Annotated in this window: 12 protein-coding genes; 2 read left to right on the top strand and 10 right to left on the bottom strand. The window is 75.3% G+C overall.

All coding sequences use genetic code 11. The annotated features are described in order from the left end of the window. Positions 1-25 precede the first annotated feature (25 nt). The 5 genes from ACIRST_RS00605 to ACIRST_RS00585 all read right to left on the bottom strand — a co-directional run bounded on the left by ACIRST_RS00605 (position 26) and on the right by ACIRST_RS00585 (position 5,193). Positions 26-700 (bottom strand): DUF402 domain-containing protein, encoded by a 675-nt coding sequence (locus tag ACIRST_RS00605; RefSeq protein WP_402798758.1) that lies wholly within the window; start codon positions 698-700, stop codon positions 26-28. Further along, positions 697-1,539 (bottom strand): hypothetical protein, encoded by an 843-nt coding sequence (locus ACIRST_RS00600; RefSeq protein ID WP_402798757.1) that lies wholly within the window; start codon positions 1,537-1,539, stop codon positions 697-699. Before ACIRST_RS00600 ends, ACIRST_RS00605 begins: the two co-directional genes overlap by 4 nt. Then, positions 1,536-3,338 carry a GMC family oxidoreductase gene (locus tag ACIRST_RS00595; protein ID WP_402798755.1) on the bottom strand — a complete coding sequence of 601 codons (1,803 nt, stop codon included), beginning with the start codon at positions 3,336-3,338 and terminating at the stop codon, positions 1,536-1,538. The genes ACIRST_RS00600 and ACIRST_RS00595 overlap by 4 nt, the downstream gene beginning before the upstream one ends. Beyond that, entirely contained in the window at positions 3,335-3,793 is a 459-nt protein-coding gene (locus tag ACIRST_RS00590) for a hypothetical protein (protein WP_402798753.1), read from the bottom strand. Before ACIRST_RS00590 ends, ACIRST_RS00595 begins: the two co-directional genes overlap by 4 nt. 353 nt (positions 3,794-4,146) lie before the next feature. Next, positions 4,147-5,193 (bottom strand): TIGR03617 family F420-dependent LLM class oxidoreductase, encoded by a 1,047-nt coding sequence (locus tag ACIRST_RS00585; protein ID WP_402798752.1) that lies wholly within the window; start codon positions 5,191-5,193, stop codon positions 4,147-4,149. A gap of 319 nt (positions 5,194-5,512) precedes the next feature. On the opposite strand from ACIRST_RS00585, the gene ACIRST_RS00580 reads away from it, so the two are divergent. Continuing rightward, on the top strand, positions 5,513-7,006 hold the full coding sequence (locus ACIRST_RS00580) for a carboxylesterase/lipase family protein (protein ID WP_402798749.1): 1,494 nt from the start codon (positions 5,513-5,515) through the stop codon (positions 7,004-7,006). A gap of 109 nt (positions 7,007-7,115) precedes the next feature. On the opposite strand, the gene ACIRST_RS00575 is transcribed toward ACIRST_RS00580, so the two are convergent. Both ACIRST_RS00575 and ACIRST_RS00570 read right to left on the bottom strand, forming a co-directional pair. Further along, positions 7,116-8,690, bottom strand: coding sequence for an adenosine deaminase (locus ACIRST_RS00575; protein WP_402798747.1), 1,575 nt, complete (start codon positions 8,688-8,690; stop codon positions 7,116-7,118). Positions 8,691-8,843: 153 nt separating this feature from the next. Next, a complete protein-coding gene (locus tag ACIRST_RS00570; RefSeq protein WP_402798746.1) occupies positions 8,844-9,515 on the bottom strand; it encodes a type 1 glutamine amidotransferase domain-containing protein in 672 nt (223 codons plus the stop codon). Between the two features lie 183 nt (positions 9,516-9,698). Here ACIRST_RS00570 and ACIRST_RS00565 point away from each other — a divergent pair, with 183 nt between their 5' ends. Then, positions 9,699-10,607: a LysR family transcriptional regulator gene (locus tag ACIRST_RS00565; RefSeq protein ID WP_402798744.1), complete on the top strand. Its 909-nt coding sequence runs from the start codon at positions 9,699-9,701 to the stop codon at positions 10,605-10,607. Here the strand turns inward: ACIRST_RS00565 and ACIRST_RS00560 are convergent. The 3 genes from ACIRST_RS00560 to ACIRST_RS00550 all read right to left on the bottom strand — a co-directional run bounded on the left by ACIRST_RS00560 (position 10,601) and on the right by ACIRST_RS00550 (position 13,290). Then, positions 10,601-11,176: a hypothetical protein gene (locus ACIRST_RS00560; protein WP_402798743.1), complete on the bottom strand. Its 576-nt coding sequence runs from the start codon at positions 11,174-11,176 to the stop codon at positions 10,601-10,603. The genes ACIRST_RS00565 and ACIRST_RS00560 overlap by 7 nt on opposite strands. Positions 11,177-11,431: 255 nt before the next feature. Continuing rightward, positions 11,432-12,268 (bottom strand): ABC transporter permease subunit, encoded by an 837-nt coding sequence (locus ACIRST_RS00555; protein WP_350520264.1) that lies wholly within the window; start codon positions 12,266-12,268, stop codon positions 11,432-11,434. Beyond that, complete coding sequence (locus ACIRST_RS00550) at positions 12,265-13,290, bottom strand: ABC transporter ATP-binding protein (protein ID WP_402798741.1); 1,026 nt, start codon at positions 13,288-13,290, stop codon at positions 12,265-12,267. The genes ACIRST_RS00555 and ACIRST_RS00550 overlap by 4 nt, the downstream gene beginning before the upstream one ends. Between the last annotated feature and the right edge of the window lie 103 nt (positions 13,291-13,393).

Here is a 13,393-nt window from a genome sequence, read left to right as displayed (position 1 = left end):
CCTAGCAGGCCGGCCGGCCCCGGGCTCACCCGGTGGGGGTGCTGAGCGCGGCGGTCGGCAGGACGGGCAGCGGGCCCGGGGGCGGCAGCGTCCAGGTGTCCGAGTCGGGGGCGAACGGCCCGCTGTGCTCCAGGGCTTGAGCGAGGGCCAGCTCACGGGCGCGTTCCAGCTCCCGGTGGGTGACCGTGTCGATCAGGCCGAGGCGTCGGGCCTGGGCGTACTCGTCCTCGTCCTTCCAGGCGTACGTCGACAGATCGGGGGTGATCACCAGGTCGAGGAAGAGGTCGAGGGTGTCGATCCCGATGGCCGTCCGCCGGTACGGGCGCTCGAAGTTGACGTACCAGTGCAGCGGTCGGCCCTCGGGGGTCAGGAAGCGGTGCACGCTGTAGTGGTCCCCGGCCGTGAAACGGCTGAGGACCACGGTGTCGCGCCAGACCCAGTGGTCGAGTTCCCAGTGGCCGGCGGCGAGGTCCTCGATGCCGAGCTTGCGGGCCGCGTCGTCGCCGGCGCGCAGCGAGGCGGTCCAGCTCCGGGGGGCCAGCATCGCGGTGCCGGGGCGGGCGGTCAGGGTCAGGGTGGCCCCGTCGTCCGCGAGGACGGTGTACGGCATGGCCGTCCAGACCCGGCCGTGGGCGATGTCCCGGCGGACGGCGGTGCTGCCGGCGGTGAGACGGCCGGCGGTGATGCGGCCGGCCGTCATCGGACGTAGTAGGCCCGGTTGTGGGCGGCCACCGGCGGGGACTGGTAGGTCCAGACCCCGGCGGCCGGGGCGTCGGCGATCAGGTGGGCGAGGTCGCGGGCGGACTCCTCGGCGGGGTTCCCGAGGTCGAGCCGGACGCGCTCGGCGGTGCGGTCGTCCAGGGCGTAGTAGCGGTACGGCTGGTACACGTTGAGCGGACCGGCGAGCAGCTTGCCCTCGTCGTCCGTGCCGTAGCCGGTGATCGGGGTGTTGTTGACCGCCTCGGGGGTGAGGCCGACCAGGTTCACGTCCAGGGTGAGGAGTTCCTCGTCGTGGCGGTCCAGACCGTCCGGACCGAGGGTGGCGCGGCGGCAGGTGACGGACCAGCGTTCGCGCACGGCGGGCGCGTTGAGGGAGGGCAGCGTGGTCTCGAACCAGCCCGGGTACTTGGGCTCGGCGTAGAGCCGGCGTCCGGCGTCGATGGCGAGCGGGTTGTCGCAGAGCACGTGCAGCCGGGCGATGCCGAGCAGTTTGGTCTGGTCGTGACCCCGGGCGTACTGGCCGTAGTCGACCACCGGGATCCGGTCCTCGGCGAACACCGGGTGGGCGATCAGGTTGATCTCCAGCTCCTGGGTGATGCCGCCGCCGTTCGGGTACTGGGCGAAGTAGAGCTGGTAGTTGAGCGACACGCAGGCCCCGCCGTCGAAGGAGGCGGCGTTCAGCCCGGGGTGGCGCTTGCCGAGCAGTTCGCGCGCCCGCTCGCGATCGACCAGGTAGTCGACGCCGATGTTGTGCAGCGCACCGTAGTGGAACGGCAGGTGGTAGGGCTCCGGGACGGGCGGCAGCGGCAGGCCGGTCATGTGGACTCCGAGGACGAAGGAGGTTCGGGAGTACGGGAGGAGGGGGCCGGGGACGTCACCTGGGCGGGTCGGTGCAGTTCCAGGAGGTCCCGGTGCATCCGCTCGGCGCTGCGCAGTGCGAGCGCGGCCATGGTGAGCGAGGGGTTGGAGGTGCCGAGGGAGGGCATCGAGCCGCAGCCGACGGCGTACAGGTTGGGGTGCTCCCAGCAGCGCTGCCAGTGGTCGACCACGGAGGTGGCGGGCGAGTCGCCCATGACGTGGGTGCCGCCGGCGTGGCCCGCGCCGCGGTAGCCGTGGACGGCTCCCCGGTGTTCTAGCCGGCCGGGCCAGGAGTCCGCCGGATAGGCGGTGTGGTCCTCGGCGCCCAGCAGGGCGAAGAGCTGGTCCGAGACGGCCCGGGCGGAGGCCATGCCCTCGCGGACGTAGTCGGAGAGGTCGTAGCGGATCGCCGGGGCGGGGAGACCGAGCGGGTCGCGCCGCTCCGGGTCGAGGGTGACCCGGTTGGCCGGGTCGGCGGGCTGCTCCAGCTCGAACTGGAGCGAGAACTGACGGCCCAGGCGGTCACCGAGGCGCTCGCGCAGCTCCTTGCCGCGCAGTCCGGTGGCGAGCAGCGCGGCGGCCTCCGCCTCCGGCGCCCGGCCGGCCCAGGACCAGCCCCAGTTGCCGATCTCGATCCGGAACGGAGCCCGGTGGCCGCGGCCCGGGCCGAAGCGGAAGGCCTCCAGGCCGCTGGTGGAACCCGGCCCCCGGAAGGGGCCGACCGGGCGGGGCATCAGGCCCCAGGTCAGCAGGGCCGGGTGGTCCATGAGGTTGCGCCCGACCTGGTCGCTGCCGTTGGCCAGACCGGAGAGGAGCAGCAGCCGGGCGTTCTCGATCGCGTGCGCGGCGAGCACCACCAGGTGCGCCTCCACCCGGTGGGTGGCGCCGCCGGAGCGGTACTCGACGGCCGTGGCCCGGCCGGTCCGCGGGTCGGCGAGCACCCGGCTGACGACGGCCCCGGTGCGCAGCTCGACCCCGGCAGCCCAGCGGGCCTGGGTGCGCAGCGGGGTGTACTTGGCACCGGTCGGGCAGGCCGGGACGCAGCCGGCGCTGCCCGCGCAGAGCGGTCCCTGCGCGGTGCCGGGGCGGGTCGGCGTCCCGTTGCGGGCGTGCGGGGTCGCGGTGACGGCGAGTCGGGCGGGGCCGGGCACGGCCGGGTCGCGGACGGTGCGGCCGTCGAGGGCGTCGGCCAGCTGCCGGTCGAGGAAGCTGGCGGGGATGGCGCGCATCGGGAAGGCGTAGTCGTCCGGGATGGGCAGTCCGACGGCCCTGCGCTGCTCCTCGGCGTCGGCGGCGACGCCGAGTTCGCGCTCGGCGTCGCGGTAGTGCGGCTCCAGGTCGTGGTAGCCGATCGGCCAGTTGCGGCCGTGCCCGAGGTCGCCGGTGCGGAAGTCCTCGGGGTGCATGCGCGGGGTGAGTCCGGTCCAGAGCAGGCCGGTGCCGCCGTTGGCGCGCAGGTAGCCGCTGGCGTAGGGCAGCGGCCCGTACTGGCGGAGGTGGCCGGTGGCGGTGAAGCCGCCGCCCGGCAGTCCGGTGAGGTCGGTGACATCCGGTGACGGCGCCTCGGGGCTGTGCGGGTAGGGCGAGGTGGGCGGCCCGCCCCCGGCCGCGCGGTGGGCGGCGGAGGCCTCGGCGCCGGTGGGCGCGGCCCGGCCGGCCTCCAGGACGAGCACCCGCCGGCCCTGCGCGCCGAGCCGGTGGGCGACCAGTGAGCCGGCGAAGCCCGCGCCGACCACGACGGCGTCCCAGCGCACGCTCATCGGCCGTCGCCGCCTCGGGGCGCCTCAGGGCGGGGTGTCCCGGCCCGGGGTGTCCCGGCCGGGGAGGGCTCGATCGCGGGTGTCCCGCCCGGGGGTGCCTCGGCCCAGCTGCCGTGCCCGGGCGCGGCGGCGCCGGGCGGGGTGGCCCGGAAGGTCCGCCAGACCAGGCCCTGGTCGTGGGCGCGGGTGGAGCTGGGCGCCTCGCCGGGCCAGGCGCCGACGTACCAGAGGTGGACGAGGGCGTGCTCGTCGCGGACCCGGTGGGCCAGCACGGTGCGGTGGTGCTCGTCCACCATGCCGGTGGCGCGCAGCTCGGGCACGTCGAAGCCGGTCAGCTCGGCGCAGACGCGCAGGAACTCGTCCGGGTCGGCCAACTCGTCGGCCTCGTCGGCCTCGACGGGGTCCCAGCAGTCCGCCAGGTCGTAGTCGGCCGGGCGGTCGTCGGACAAGGACACGCGGGCACCCCCACGATCGGCAGCGGCTGGCCGGGGAACGGATGGCCAAGACATGACAGGCCGGGAACTCCACGCCCCATCGCACGGTCCGGCCTGCCATCGCGATCCTGCCTCCCGCCCTCACCACCGGAAACCCGCTGCACGATTCTGCCCGGACTTGATCGCCTACTGCCCAATCGACGGCCGATTGCGTTCGCGGTGCACCTGTTTCCGTTCGGCCGCGGGCGGAGTCCGCCGGGGACCAGCCGGGCCGGCAAAGGGACGGACCGCGAGGCGGCAAGGGACGGCGAGACGGCGAGACGGCAAGGAACCGCAGGACGGCGAGACGGCGACGGGCGGCCCCACCACGCGCGTCAGTCCAGGGCGCGCACCGCCGCCAGGACGTCCAGGCCCAGCTCCGGGTCGGCGCTCTCGGGCTGGCTGACCGAGAGCCGGGTGACCAGGCCCGCGTACCGGCGGCGGATCTCCCGGGCGACCTCCTCGACCGGCCCGGACACCGCGAAGGTGTCGAACACCTCGTCGTCGACCAGCGCGGCCATCTCCGCCCAGCGCCCGCGCACCGAGTGGGCGTGCAGTTCCTCCTGCAGGCCCTCCCAGCCGTGCTGCGCCAGCACCGGACGGTAGGCGGGCGTGGAGGCGTAGAAGGCGAGCCGCTCGCGGGTCGCGGCCCGGTTGGCCGCCAGCTCCTCCTCGGTGCGGCCGGTCGCGGTGAGCACGTTGCCGACGACCTCGAACGGGCGCTGCGTCCACACCGCGCCCTCCGCCTCGGCCCGCGCCCGCTCCTCGGTCAGCCCGGGCAGCACCTGCTCGGCCAGGTACGCGGTGGAGGAGAACGGGTGGCTCAGGAAGCCGTCCGCCACCGCCCCGGCGGTGCGGGTCATCAGCGGTCCGACGCCCGCCAGCAGGATCCGCGGCACGCCGGCCGGGACCGGGTCCGGCGAGAAGACCGGCGTCATCACCGTGTGGGTGTAGAACTCGCCCCGGAAGCGCAGCCGTTCACCGGTCTGCCAGCTGTGCCAGATCGCCCGCACCGCGTGCACGTACTCGCGCATCCGGGCGGCCGGACGGTCCCAGGGCATCCCGAAGCGCTTCTCGATGTGCGGCTTGACCTGCGAGCCCAGCCCGATGACGGCCCGTCCGCCGGATGCCGCGTGCAGCCCCCAGGCCTGGTAGGCCAGGGTCATCGGGGTGCGGGCGAAGGCCACCGCGATGCCGGTGGCGAGTTCGATCGACGTGGTCCGGTCGGCGGCGCGGGCGAGCTGGAGGAACGGGTCGTACGCGGTCTCGGCGACCACCAGCCGGTCCATGCCCCGGCGTTCGGCCCGCTCGGCGGCGGCCAGGATGCCCGCCGGGTGTCCGAAGTCGGTGGCGTCGAGGCGGAAGGTGGCGGGTCGGTCCATGGTGGTGCTCCTGGTCGCGGGCTGCGGTGCTACCCGGGTCAGCCTGCCACGCTCCCGGCGCTCCGTGCTCCCCGCCCCGCCCGCATCCCCCGCCACCGTGCCCCCGCCCCCGGCCACCGCCACCGCCCACTCCCGGCCCGGCCCGGTCCCGGCCCGACCCCGGCTCCGGGGTCCCGAACCGCGACTCGGCACCCCGGAGCCCGATTCGGCCCGGACACTCCTCCGATCGGCCGCCCTCGCGTCGGCGAACGGTGGCAGCATCTCGAACAGCACCGCCCGCGACGCCCCGCGGACGGCGCTCCGAGGGAGGAGTGTCCACATGCTCACGCAGCCCGTCGTCCGCACCACCGAGGGGACCGTCCGTGGCTTCCTGGACCGGGGGCTCGCGGTCTTCCGCGGCATCCCGTACGCCCAGCCGCCCGTCGGACCGCTCCGCTTCGCCGCCCCCGCCCCGCCCGAGCCCTGGGACGGCGTCCGCGAGGCCTTCGAGTTCGGCCCCGTCCCGCCGCAGTCCGGTCCGCTGCCCGCGGGCGAACCGTCCACGGGCACCGACTGGCTCACGCTCAACGTCTGCACCCCGCACCCGGACAGCGGGGGGCTGCCGGTGCTGGTCTGGCTCCCGGGCGGCGGCTACATCTCGGGGACGGCCAACGACCCGATGTACGACCCGGTCGAGCTCGCCCGCGCCGGACTGGTCGTGGTGAGCGTCAACTACCGGGTGGGCGCGGAGGGTTTCGCACTGCTGGAGGGGGCCCCGGCCAACCGGGGCTTCCTCGACCAGATCGCGGCGCTGGAGTGGGTGCGGCGCAACGTCGCCGGGTTCGGCGGCGACCCGGACCGGGTGACCGTCGCCGGCCAGTCCGCGGGCGCCGGCTCGATCGCCGCGCTGCTGACCGTGGACGGGGCGCGCGGCCTGTTCCGACGGGCCGTCACCCACAGTGTCCCGGGCAGGTTCTGCACCCCGGCGCTGGCCGCCGAGGTCACCGCCGAGCTCGCGAAGCTGCTCGGCACCACCCCGACGGCCGCCGCGCTGGCCGAGGTCGACCCCTGGCGCCTGGCCGCGGCGGTCACCGACCTCGGCACGGCGCTCCCGCAGCACCTCGCCCGCTGGGGGCGGCTCGCGCAGGCCGGCATCGCCACGATCCCGGTGGTCGACGGCGAGGTCCTGCGCGGCACGCCCTGGTCGGCCCTCGACTCCGGCCGGGCGGACGGCATCGAGCTCCTGGCCGGTCACACCCGCGACGAGTTCCGGCTGTTCAGCGTCCTCAGCGGCCGACACGGCAGCTACACCGAGGAGGAGGCCCGCCTCGCCCTGGAGCTGTACGCCCCGTGGCCGACCGCACCGGACGAGTACCGCGCCGCGTATCCGGGGGCCACCGCCCCGGACCTCCTCGAAACGGTGAGCTCCGACGCGCTGTTCCGGATGCCGTCCCTTCGGCTCGCCGAGGCCAACGCCGCGGCCGGCGGCACCTCGTACCTCTTCGAACTGACCTTCCCCGCCCCCGCAGCGGGCGGCGTGTTCGGCGCCTGCCACGCCCTGGACGTCCCGCTGGCGTTCGGCACCCTGGGCAGCCCCGCAGGACTCCGGCTCCTGGGCGACCCGCCCTCCCCGGAGGCCGTCCGGGTCTCGCAGGAGCTGCAGCGGGCCTGGGTCCGCTTCGCCACCACCGGGGACCCGGGCTGGCCCGCCTTCGAGCCGGACGGGCGACTCACCCGGGTCCTGGACGCCCGCTCGGAAACCGTCCGGTACCCCGAACAGGCCTCCGGCCGGATCTGGGCGGGGCACCCCCTCACCGCCGACGACCTCCGCTGACACGGCCCGCCGTCCGGCGACGCCCCGGCGGACGGCGGTCACCCGGCGACGGGCAGTCGACGGAGGTCACCCGGCGACGGGCAGTTCACGGGCGGCCACTCCACGGCCGTCAGATGTCGTGCCGCACCACGGCCGCCTCGAACTCCCGGAAGCCGCACTCCTGCTGCCACTCCTGCTCGGCCTTGGGGCTGGCCGCCAGCAGCGCCTCGCAGCCCGCGCTCGGGTGGTCGCCGCCGAGCACGTCGGACGCGCACTCCGGCACGGGCTCGAAGCGGTCCCGGTCCTGCCAGAGGCTGCGGCCGGGCAGGAAGCCGTACTCCAGCGAGGTGCGGGCCAGGTTCCGCAGGTCCCGGTAGCCCAGCGCGTAGCGGGTGGTGGCCTTCTGGTACTCCTCGGTGATGTCGCCGCGCGAGACCCCGGGGTCGTCGGTGGCCAGGGCGGTCGGCACCACGTGCCGCCGGTAGAGCGGGAACGGGTGGTCCGGGCCGGAGACCTGGAGGATCTGCTCGTTGCTGGTCAGCGGCACCTCGATCAGGGTGTGCCGCTCGGCCAGGGTGTTCAGCAGCTCGGCGGAGTCGTCCTCGTCCACGACGTCCACGCCGTGGCCGATCCGCTCGGCGTGGCCGGTCAGCACCGCCTCCCGGATGTGGAAGCGCAGGTCCTCGGGCTTGACCAGGCCGGGGACCAACTCACCGGCGTGCAGGGTGATGTGGGCCTTCGGGTAGAGCGGGTGCAGGAAGTCCAGCATCCGCATCTGCAGGTCGTAGTTCTCCAGCGAGGCCGGGGCGTCCTCCGGCTGGACGAGGTTGACCGCGACGAACCGGTCGTCCTGACCGGCCAGTTCCATGCCGAGCATCAGCTGGGTGAACACCCGGGCGGGCGTCGAGGTGCGCGCGGCCTGGGAGATGAGCCGGACGGTGACGGAGCAGCCCTTCGCCGGCCGGTCGGAGTCGCAGTTCTGGGTGTCCTCGTACTCCTCGAACATCCGGTCGGCCTCGGCGCGGGCGTCGGCGACGACCTGTGCCATGCCGCCGTCGGCGAGCAGCTTCTCGCGCATCGCCGCGAAGTCCGGGTCGAAGCCGACCTTGGCGGCGAGCGCCGAACCGCTCACCGAGGCCGGCGTGAGCATGGTCTCCAGGTAGCTCTGCTGCTGGTCCGCCATGGTGTCGGTGACCTCGGCGAGCATCCGGCCGGGGTGGCGCCAGCTGGCCTCGCCGAACTTCAGGAAGGTGGCGAAGAAGTGGTCGTGGCCGGACTCGGCGCCGGGCACGAAGTCCTGCATCGACCAGGCCCTGATCACCTGCCGCCGGAAGTCCGGGTCGGACTCCGCGTCGGCGGCCGGACGGGCGGTCGCCGAACACGGCGCCACCTGCGCCGTGAGGGTCGCGGTGTCGATGCAGAGCCCGTCCTCGGTGGCGAGCCGGATCAGCAGCTCGGTGGAGACGGCTCCGGAGAGGTGGTTGTGCAGGTCGCCGCCCTTGGGCAGCTGGTAGAGGAAGCGCCGCAGCGCCTCCGGGTCGTTGCGGACGCTGTCCAGGTAGGCGTCCACCCGGTGCTCGGCGCCGCCGCCCGCGACCTTGGCGGCGGGCAGCGGCGCGGCCTGGGCGGCGGCGGGGAGCAGTGGTGCGATCAGCGCGGCACAGGCGGCGGCCGCGGCGACGGTGGTACGGCGTAGCGTGATCATGGCCGTATGCTCGCGGGCGGCCACCGCCCCCGTCGGCGTCTGCGGAGCCTGTCCCGGACACACCACCCGGACGGGCGATCGGTGGGTACGCACGGTACGACGCGCACGTACGGCCGACCGCTCATCCGTCCGGATCGGTCCGGGGCGCCGCTGCTACGCCGAGAGCCGGTCCAGCAGTCCGGCGGCCACCAGGGCCGAGGAGGCCGGGTTCTGACCGGTCACCAGGTTGCGGTCGACGACCGAGTGCGGCGCCCAGGGCTCGCCCTCCTCGAAGTCCGCGCCGAGCGCGACCAGCCGGTCCTGGAGCAGCCAGGGCGCGCGCTCCGCGAGGCCGGCCTGGGTCTCCTCGGCGTTGGTGAAGCCGGTCAGCCGGTACCCGGCGAACGGCGAGCCGCCGTCCTCGGTGCGGGCGGCGAGCAGCGCGGCCGGGCCGTGGCAGACCACGCCGAGCGGTCGGCCGGAGGCCAGCGCGGCGGTGAGCAGCCGGCCGGAGTCGGCGTCGACCGCCAGGTCCTCCATCGGGCCGTGGCCGCCGGGGTAGAAGACGGCGTCGTAGTCGGCCGGGTCGACCTCGGCCAGCACGCGCGGCTGGCGGAACTCGTCGATCGCCTCCAGCGCCCCGGTGATGCCCGGGTCGGTCAGGCTGGCCCGGTCGGCGACCGGGACGACGCCGCCCGGGGTGGCGACGGTGACCCGGTGGCCGGCCGCGGTGAAGGCCTGGTACGGGACGACGGCCTCCTCCGCCCAGAAGCCGGTCGGGTGCTTGGTGCCGTCGTTCAGCGTCCAGACGTCCGAGCCGGTCAGGACGAACAGGATGTCGGCCATGGTGGGTGCCTCCAGTGGCTGCGGTGGTGCGGTCCCCGCCGCGACGACCCCGCCGCGGCGCTCACGTCGTCGACGCTAGACCGGGCGAGCCCACGGGAACCAATGGGCCACGCGATGCGGGGCATCGGAATTCCGATGGCTCCCACGGGCGGCCCAGCCATCGGGATCCCGTAGGCTCGCGGTATGAGCGATCGGCTGCTGCCGGGCTCCGGCCCGCTGGACCTCAACCAACTGCGGACCTTCCTCGCGGTGCACCGCGCGGGCTCCTTCACCGCGGCCGCGCACCTGCTGGGCCTCTCCCAGTCCACGGTGACCGCGCAGATCCGCGCGCTGGAGCAGCGACTCGGCCGGGAGCTCTTCGAGCGCCGGGCTCGCGGGGTCAGCCCGCTGCCGTACGCCGACGACCTCGCCGCCCGCCTGGCGGAGCCGCTGGACCGGCTGGCGGGTGTCGCCGACGGGCGCGGCGGCGGCGTGCCGGAGCCGGTCCACCTGGCCGGGCCGGCGGAGTTCCTGGGCACCGTCCTGCTGGCGGAGCTGGCGCCGCTGGTCGCCGAGGGCGTCCGGCTGCGGGTGACCGGCGGGCTGACCGACCCGCTGCTGGAGGAACTGCGGGCCGGGCGGCACGACCTGGTGGTCGCCACCCGTCGCCCGCGCGGCCGGACGCTGCTCGCCGAGCCGCTGGCCGACGAGGAGTTCGTGCTGGTCGCCGCCCCGGTGTGGGCCGAGCGGCTGTCCGGCCGGGAGCTGCCCGAGGCCCTGGCGGACGTGCCGCTGCTCAGCTACGCCGAGGACCTGCCGATCGCCCGGCGCTACTGGCGGCACGTCTTCGACCGGCGGCTGCACGCCCGGGCCGCGGTCACCGTGCCGGACCTGCGGGCGGTGCTCGCCGCGGTGACGGCGGGCGCGGGCTGGAGCGTGCTGCCCGGCTACCTCTGCCGGACCGAACTCGCTTCCGGCGCACTGGTGTTGCTCCACGAGCCGGCCGACCCGCCGATCAACACCGCCTACCTGGTCCGGCGCCCGGCCGGCTCGGCCAACCCGCACGTCGCGCTGGTCCGCGAACGCCTGCTGGCCGCGGCCCGGGCCTACTGAGCCCCCGGCTGCCCGTCCGGCCGGCCACCCGTCCGGCCTCCCGACCAGCGACCCGGCCGACGGCGCCACGGCGAACGGCCCTGCGGTGGACGGCGGAGCAGCAGCCCCGCCGCGACGGCGAGCAGCAGGCCGCAGGCGGACCACAACACGATCTCGGTGCGCCCGACGGGTCGCTCGGGGAAGCGGGCATCCGGTGCGACCGGCTGCGGGCCGAACCGGGACGTCAACTCGCCCGCGTCGAGGGTGACCTGCTTGACCGCCGACTCGCCGAACGCCGCGGTGGTGTCGATGTGCACGCTCGACACCGGGTAGGGGAAGCGCTGCCAGAACACCCCCGCCTCGGAGCGGGCGAGGGCCATCGCCTCGTCCCGGTCGTGCTCCTGGCCCGAGTACCGGACGTCCAACCGGTAGCCCGTGGCCGTCCGTTCGCCCACGCTGAAGCAGGCGAAGGACGGGAGGTCGTCCTGCAGCTCCTGCACCCCGGGGAAGCCCGGGGCGCACGGCCCGTTCCAGTCCGGGGCGGTGGTGGCAGCCCAGCCGGCCAATGCCGCGACCGCCAGTGCGGTCACCACCGCCCTCCAGGGCGTCCGTCGGGCCGTCGGGCGCCGTCCCCCGAGGGGTGGGGCCGGTCTGTGGTCGCTGCTGTCCATCGGTCCGTCCGTGCAGGATGATCGTCGCCGCCGGGTCGGCGGGGGTACAGCATGCCGGAGCCGCCCGGCGGCCGGTCCGTCGGGGTGCGGTCGGTGCTCTCGGTGCGCCGGACGGGGCACGGCCGGGCATGCCACGCAGGGGCGGTCGGCCCGGCGGACCGGCCGCCGGCGCGCTCAGATCGCCAGGTCGCGCCGTTCCAGCAGCCGGAACGCCGCCAGGAGCCCGAGCAGGCCGACGCCGATCAGCAGGCCCAGCGACACCCAGGGCACGCCGCCGTGGCCGAGCACGTCGCCCGGGGCGTAGTAGTGGAACGGGCTGAGGTAGCGCAGCGGCCGGGCCGGGGACCAGGCCAGCGCGACGAAGTTCAGCGCGAAGCCGACCGCGCCGAAGGCGACCGCGGCGCCGATCACGTACGCCCGCCGCCGGCTGAGCGCGGACACCGCCAGCACCGGCCCGGTCAGGCTGAAGGCGAGGGCGCAGCCGAGCAGTCCGGCGGTGAACACCGCGCCCTCCGGGACGGCGGCGCGCAGCTTCGGGGAGAACGCGACCCCGAGCGCGATGGTCAGTGTGGCGGCGGCGTTGAGCAGCACCGAGGCGGCGACCATGGCGCCGGCCCGTTCGGCGAGCAGCCGGCGCCGGGAGACCGGGCGGGTCATCAGCAGCTCGATGGTGCCGGACTCGACGTCGGCCGCGACGGCGGCGGCGCCGAGCGAGCCGATCACGGTGAGCTGGAGGGCGATCCAGAACGGGTGGGTGAGCCCGGCGCCGAGCAGGCCCGGGTAGCTGGCGATGGACACGTCGCCGTTGGAACCGCTGAAGGCCCGGAACGCGCCGGGCGGGTTGCGACGGGCGGCGCCGAACAGGTCGCCGGGCGCGATGGTCCCGGCGATCACCACGATCAGGGTCTCGAAGACGACCATGCCGAACAGCAGCGAGAGCAGCATCCGGCGCCGCCGGTGCAGGGCGAGCCAGACCAGGGGGAGGCGGCGACTGACGGTACCCGGGTTCACGGCTTGTCCTCCGTTTCCGGGCGGTGGCCGTCGCCCGCTGCTGTCGGCCGGTGGTCGTCGCCCGCCGTACCGTGGCCGCGGTCGTCGCCCGCCGCATCGTGGCCGCGGTCGTCCTCCGAGCGGTAGAGGTCGAGGAAGGCCTCGTCCAGGCCGGCCTCCTCGACGGTCAGGTCGGCGACCGGCAGTTCGGCCAGCAGGGTGCGCACGGCCCGGACCACCTCGTCCGGCGGCACCAGCAGTTCGACCCGCCGGCCGTCCCAGCGCGGGGACCACCGCTCGGCGGCGCCCAGCGGCCGGGCGCCCAGGTCGTCGGCGAAGACCAGCCGGACCCTGCGGGCCCGCGCCTGGCGCAGTTCGGCCACCGAGCGGACGGTCACCAGCCGACCGTGGCGCACGATGGCGACCCGCCCGCAGGTGCGCTGCACCTCGGGCAGCACGTGGCTGGAGAGCAGGACGGTCCGCCCGGCCGCGGCCTCCTCGGCGAGCAGTTCGTAGAAGGTCTCCTGGACCAGCGGGTCGAGCCCTTCGCTCGGCTCGTCCAGCACCACCACCGGGGGCCGGTGCTGCAGCGCCTGGACGAGGCCGAGCTTCTGCTTCATGCCGCGCGAGTACTCCCCCACCGGGCGCGCGAGGTCGGCGCGGGAGAGCTTCAGCCGCTCGCACAGCTCGTGCCGGCGCGGCACCGGGGCGCCCTGGAGGGCGGCGAGCAGGTCGAGGGTCTGCTGCCCGGTGAGTTCGGGGTAGAGCCGCAGTTCGCCGGGCAGGTAGCCGATCGAGGGGGCGACCCGTCGGTGGTCGGCCACCGGGTCCAGGCCGAGCACGCGCACCTGCCCGTCACTGGGGCCGAGCAGGCCGACCAGGCAACGCAGGGTGGTGGTCTTCCCGGCGCCGTTGGGGCCGAGCAGGCCGAACACCTCGCCGGCCTCGACCGACACGTCCAGTTGCTCGATGCCGACGGTGTCGCCGTAACGCTTGGTGAGCGAGCGCAGTTCGATGACCGGCCCGGCTCCGTTCCCCGGCATGACCCACCTCCAGTGACGGGTGCGTCGGACATCAAAGCGCTCGCGGCGGAGCCTGTCGAGAGACCCGGCCGGGGCAACCGGGTGCGGATCGGCCCCGGACCGG

It is taken from the genome of Kitasatospora sp. NPDC101447 (assembly GCF_044767225.1).
GTDB lineage: Bacteria > Actinomycetota > Actinomycetes > Streptomycetales > Streptomycetaceae > Kitasatospora.
This window is presented reverse-complemented; position numbering and strand designations above follow the sequence as displayed.

Bases quoted from the DNA above. Each gene is read 5' to 3' on its own strand.
- ACIRST_RS00605 (WP_402798758.1), bottom strand. From the start codon at position 700: ATGACGGCCGGCCGCATCACCGCCGGCCGTCTCACCGCCGGCAGCACC.
- ACIRST_RS00600 (WP_402798757.1), bottom strand. From the start codon at position 1,539: ATGACCGGCCTGCCGCTGCCGCCCGTCCCGGAGCCCTACCACCTGCCG.
- ACIRST_RS00595 (WP_402798755.1), bottom strand. From the start codon at position 3,338: ATGAGCGTGCGCTGGGACGCCGTCGTGGTCGGCGCGGGCTTCGCCGGC.
- ACIRST_RS00585 (WP_402798752.1), bottom strand. From the start codon at position 5,193: ATGGACCGACCCGCCACCTTCCGCCTCGACGCCACCGACTTCGGACAC.
- ACIRST_RS00580 (WP_402798749.1), top strand. From the start codon at position 5,513: ATGCTCACGCAGCCCGTCGTCCGCACCACCGAGGGGACCGTCCGTGGC.
- ACIRST_RS00575 (WP_402798747.1), bottom strand. From the start codon at position 8,690: ATGATCACGCTACGCCGTACCACCGTCGCCGCGGCCGCCGCCTGTGCC.
- ACIRST_RS00570 (WP_402798746.1), bottom strand. From the start codon at position 9,515: ATGGCCGACATCCTGTTCGTCCTGACCGGCTCGGACGTCTGGACGCTG.
- ACIRST_RS00565 (WP_402798744.1), top strand. From the start codon at position 9,699: ATGAGCGATCGGCTGCTGCCGGGCTCCGGCCCGCTGGACCTCAACCAA.
- ACIRST_RS00550 (WP_402798741.1), bottom strand. From the start codon at position 13,290: ATGCCGGGGAACGGAGCCGGGCCGGTCATCGAACTGCGCTCGCTCACC.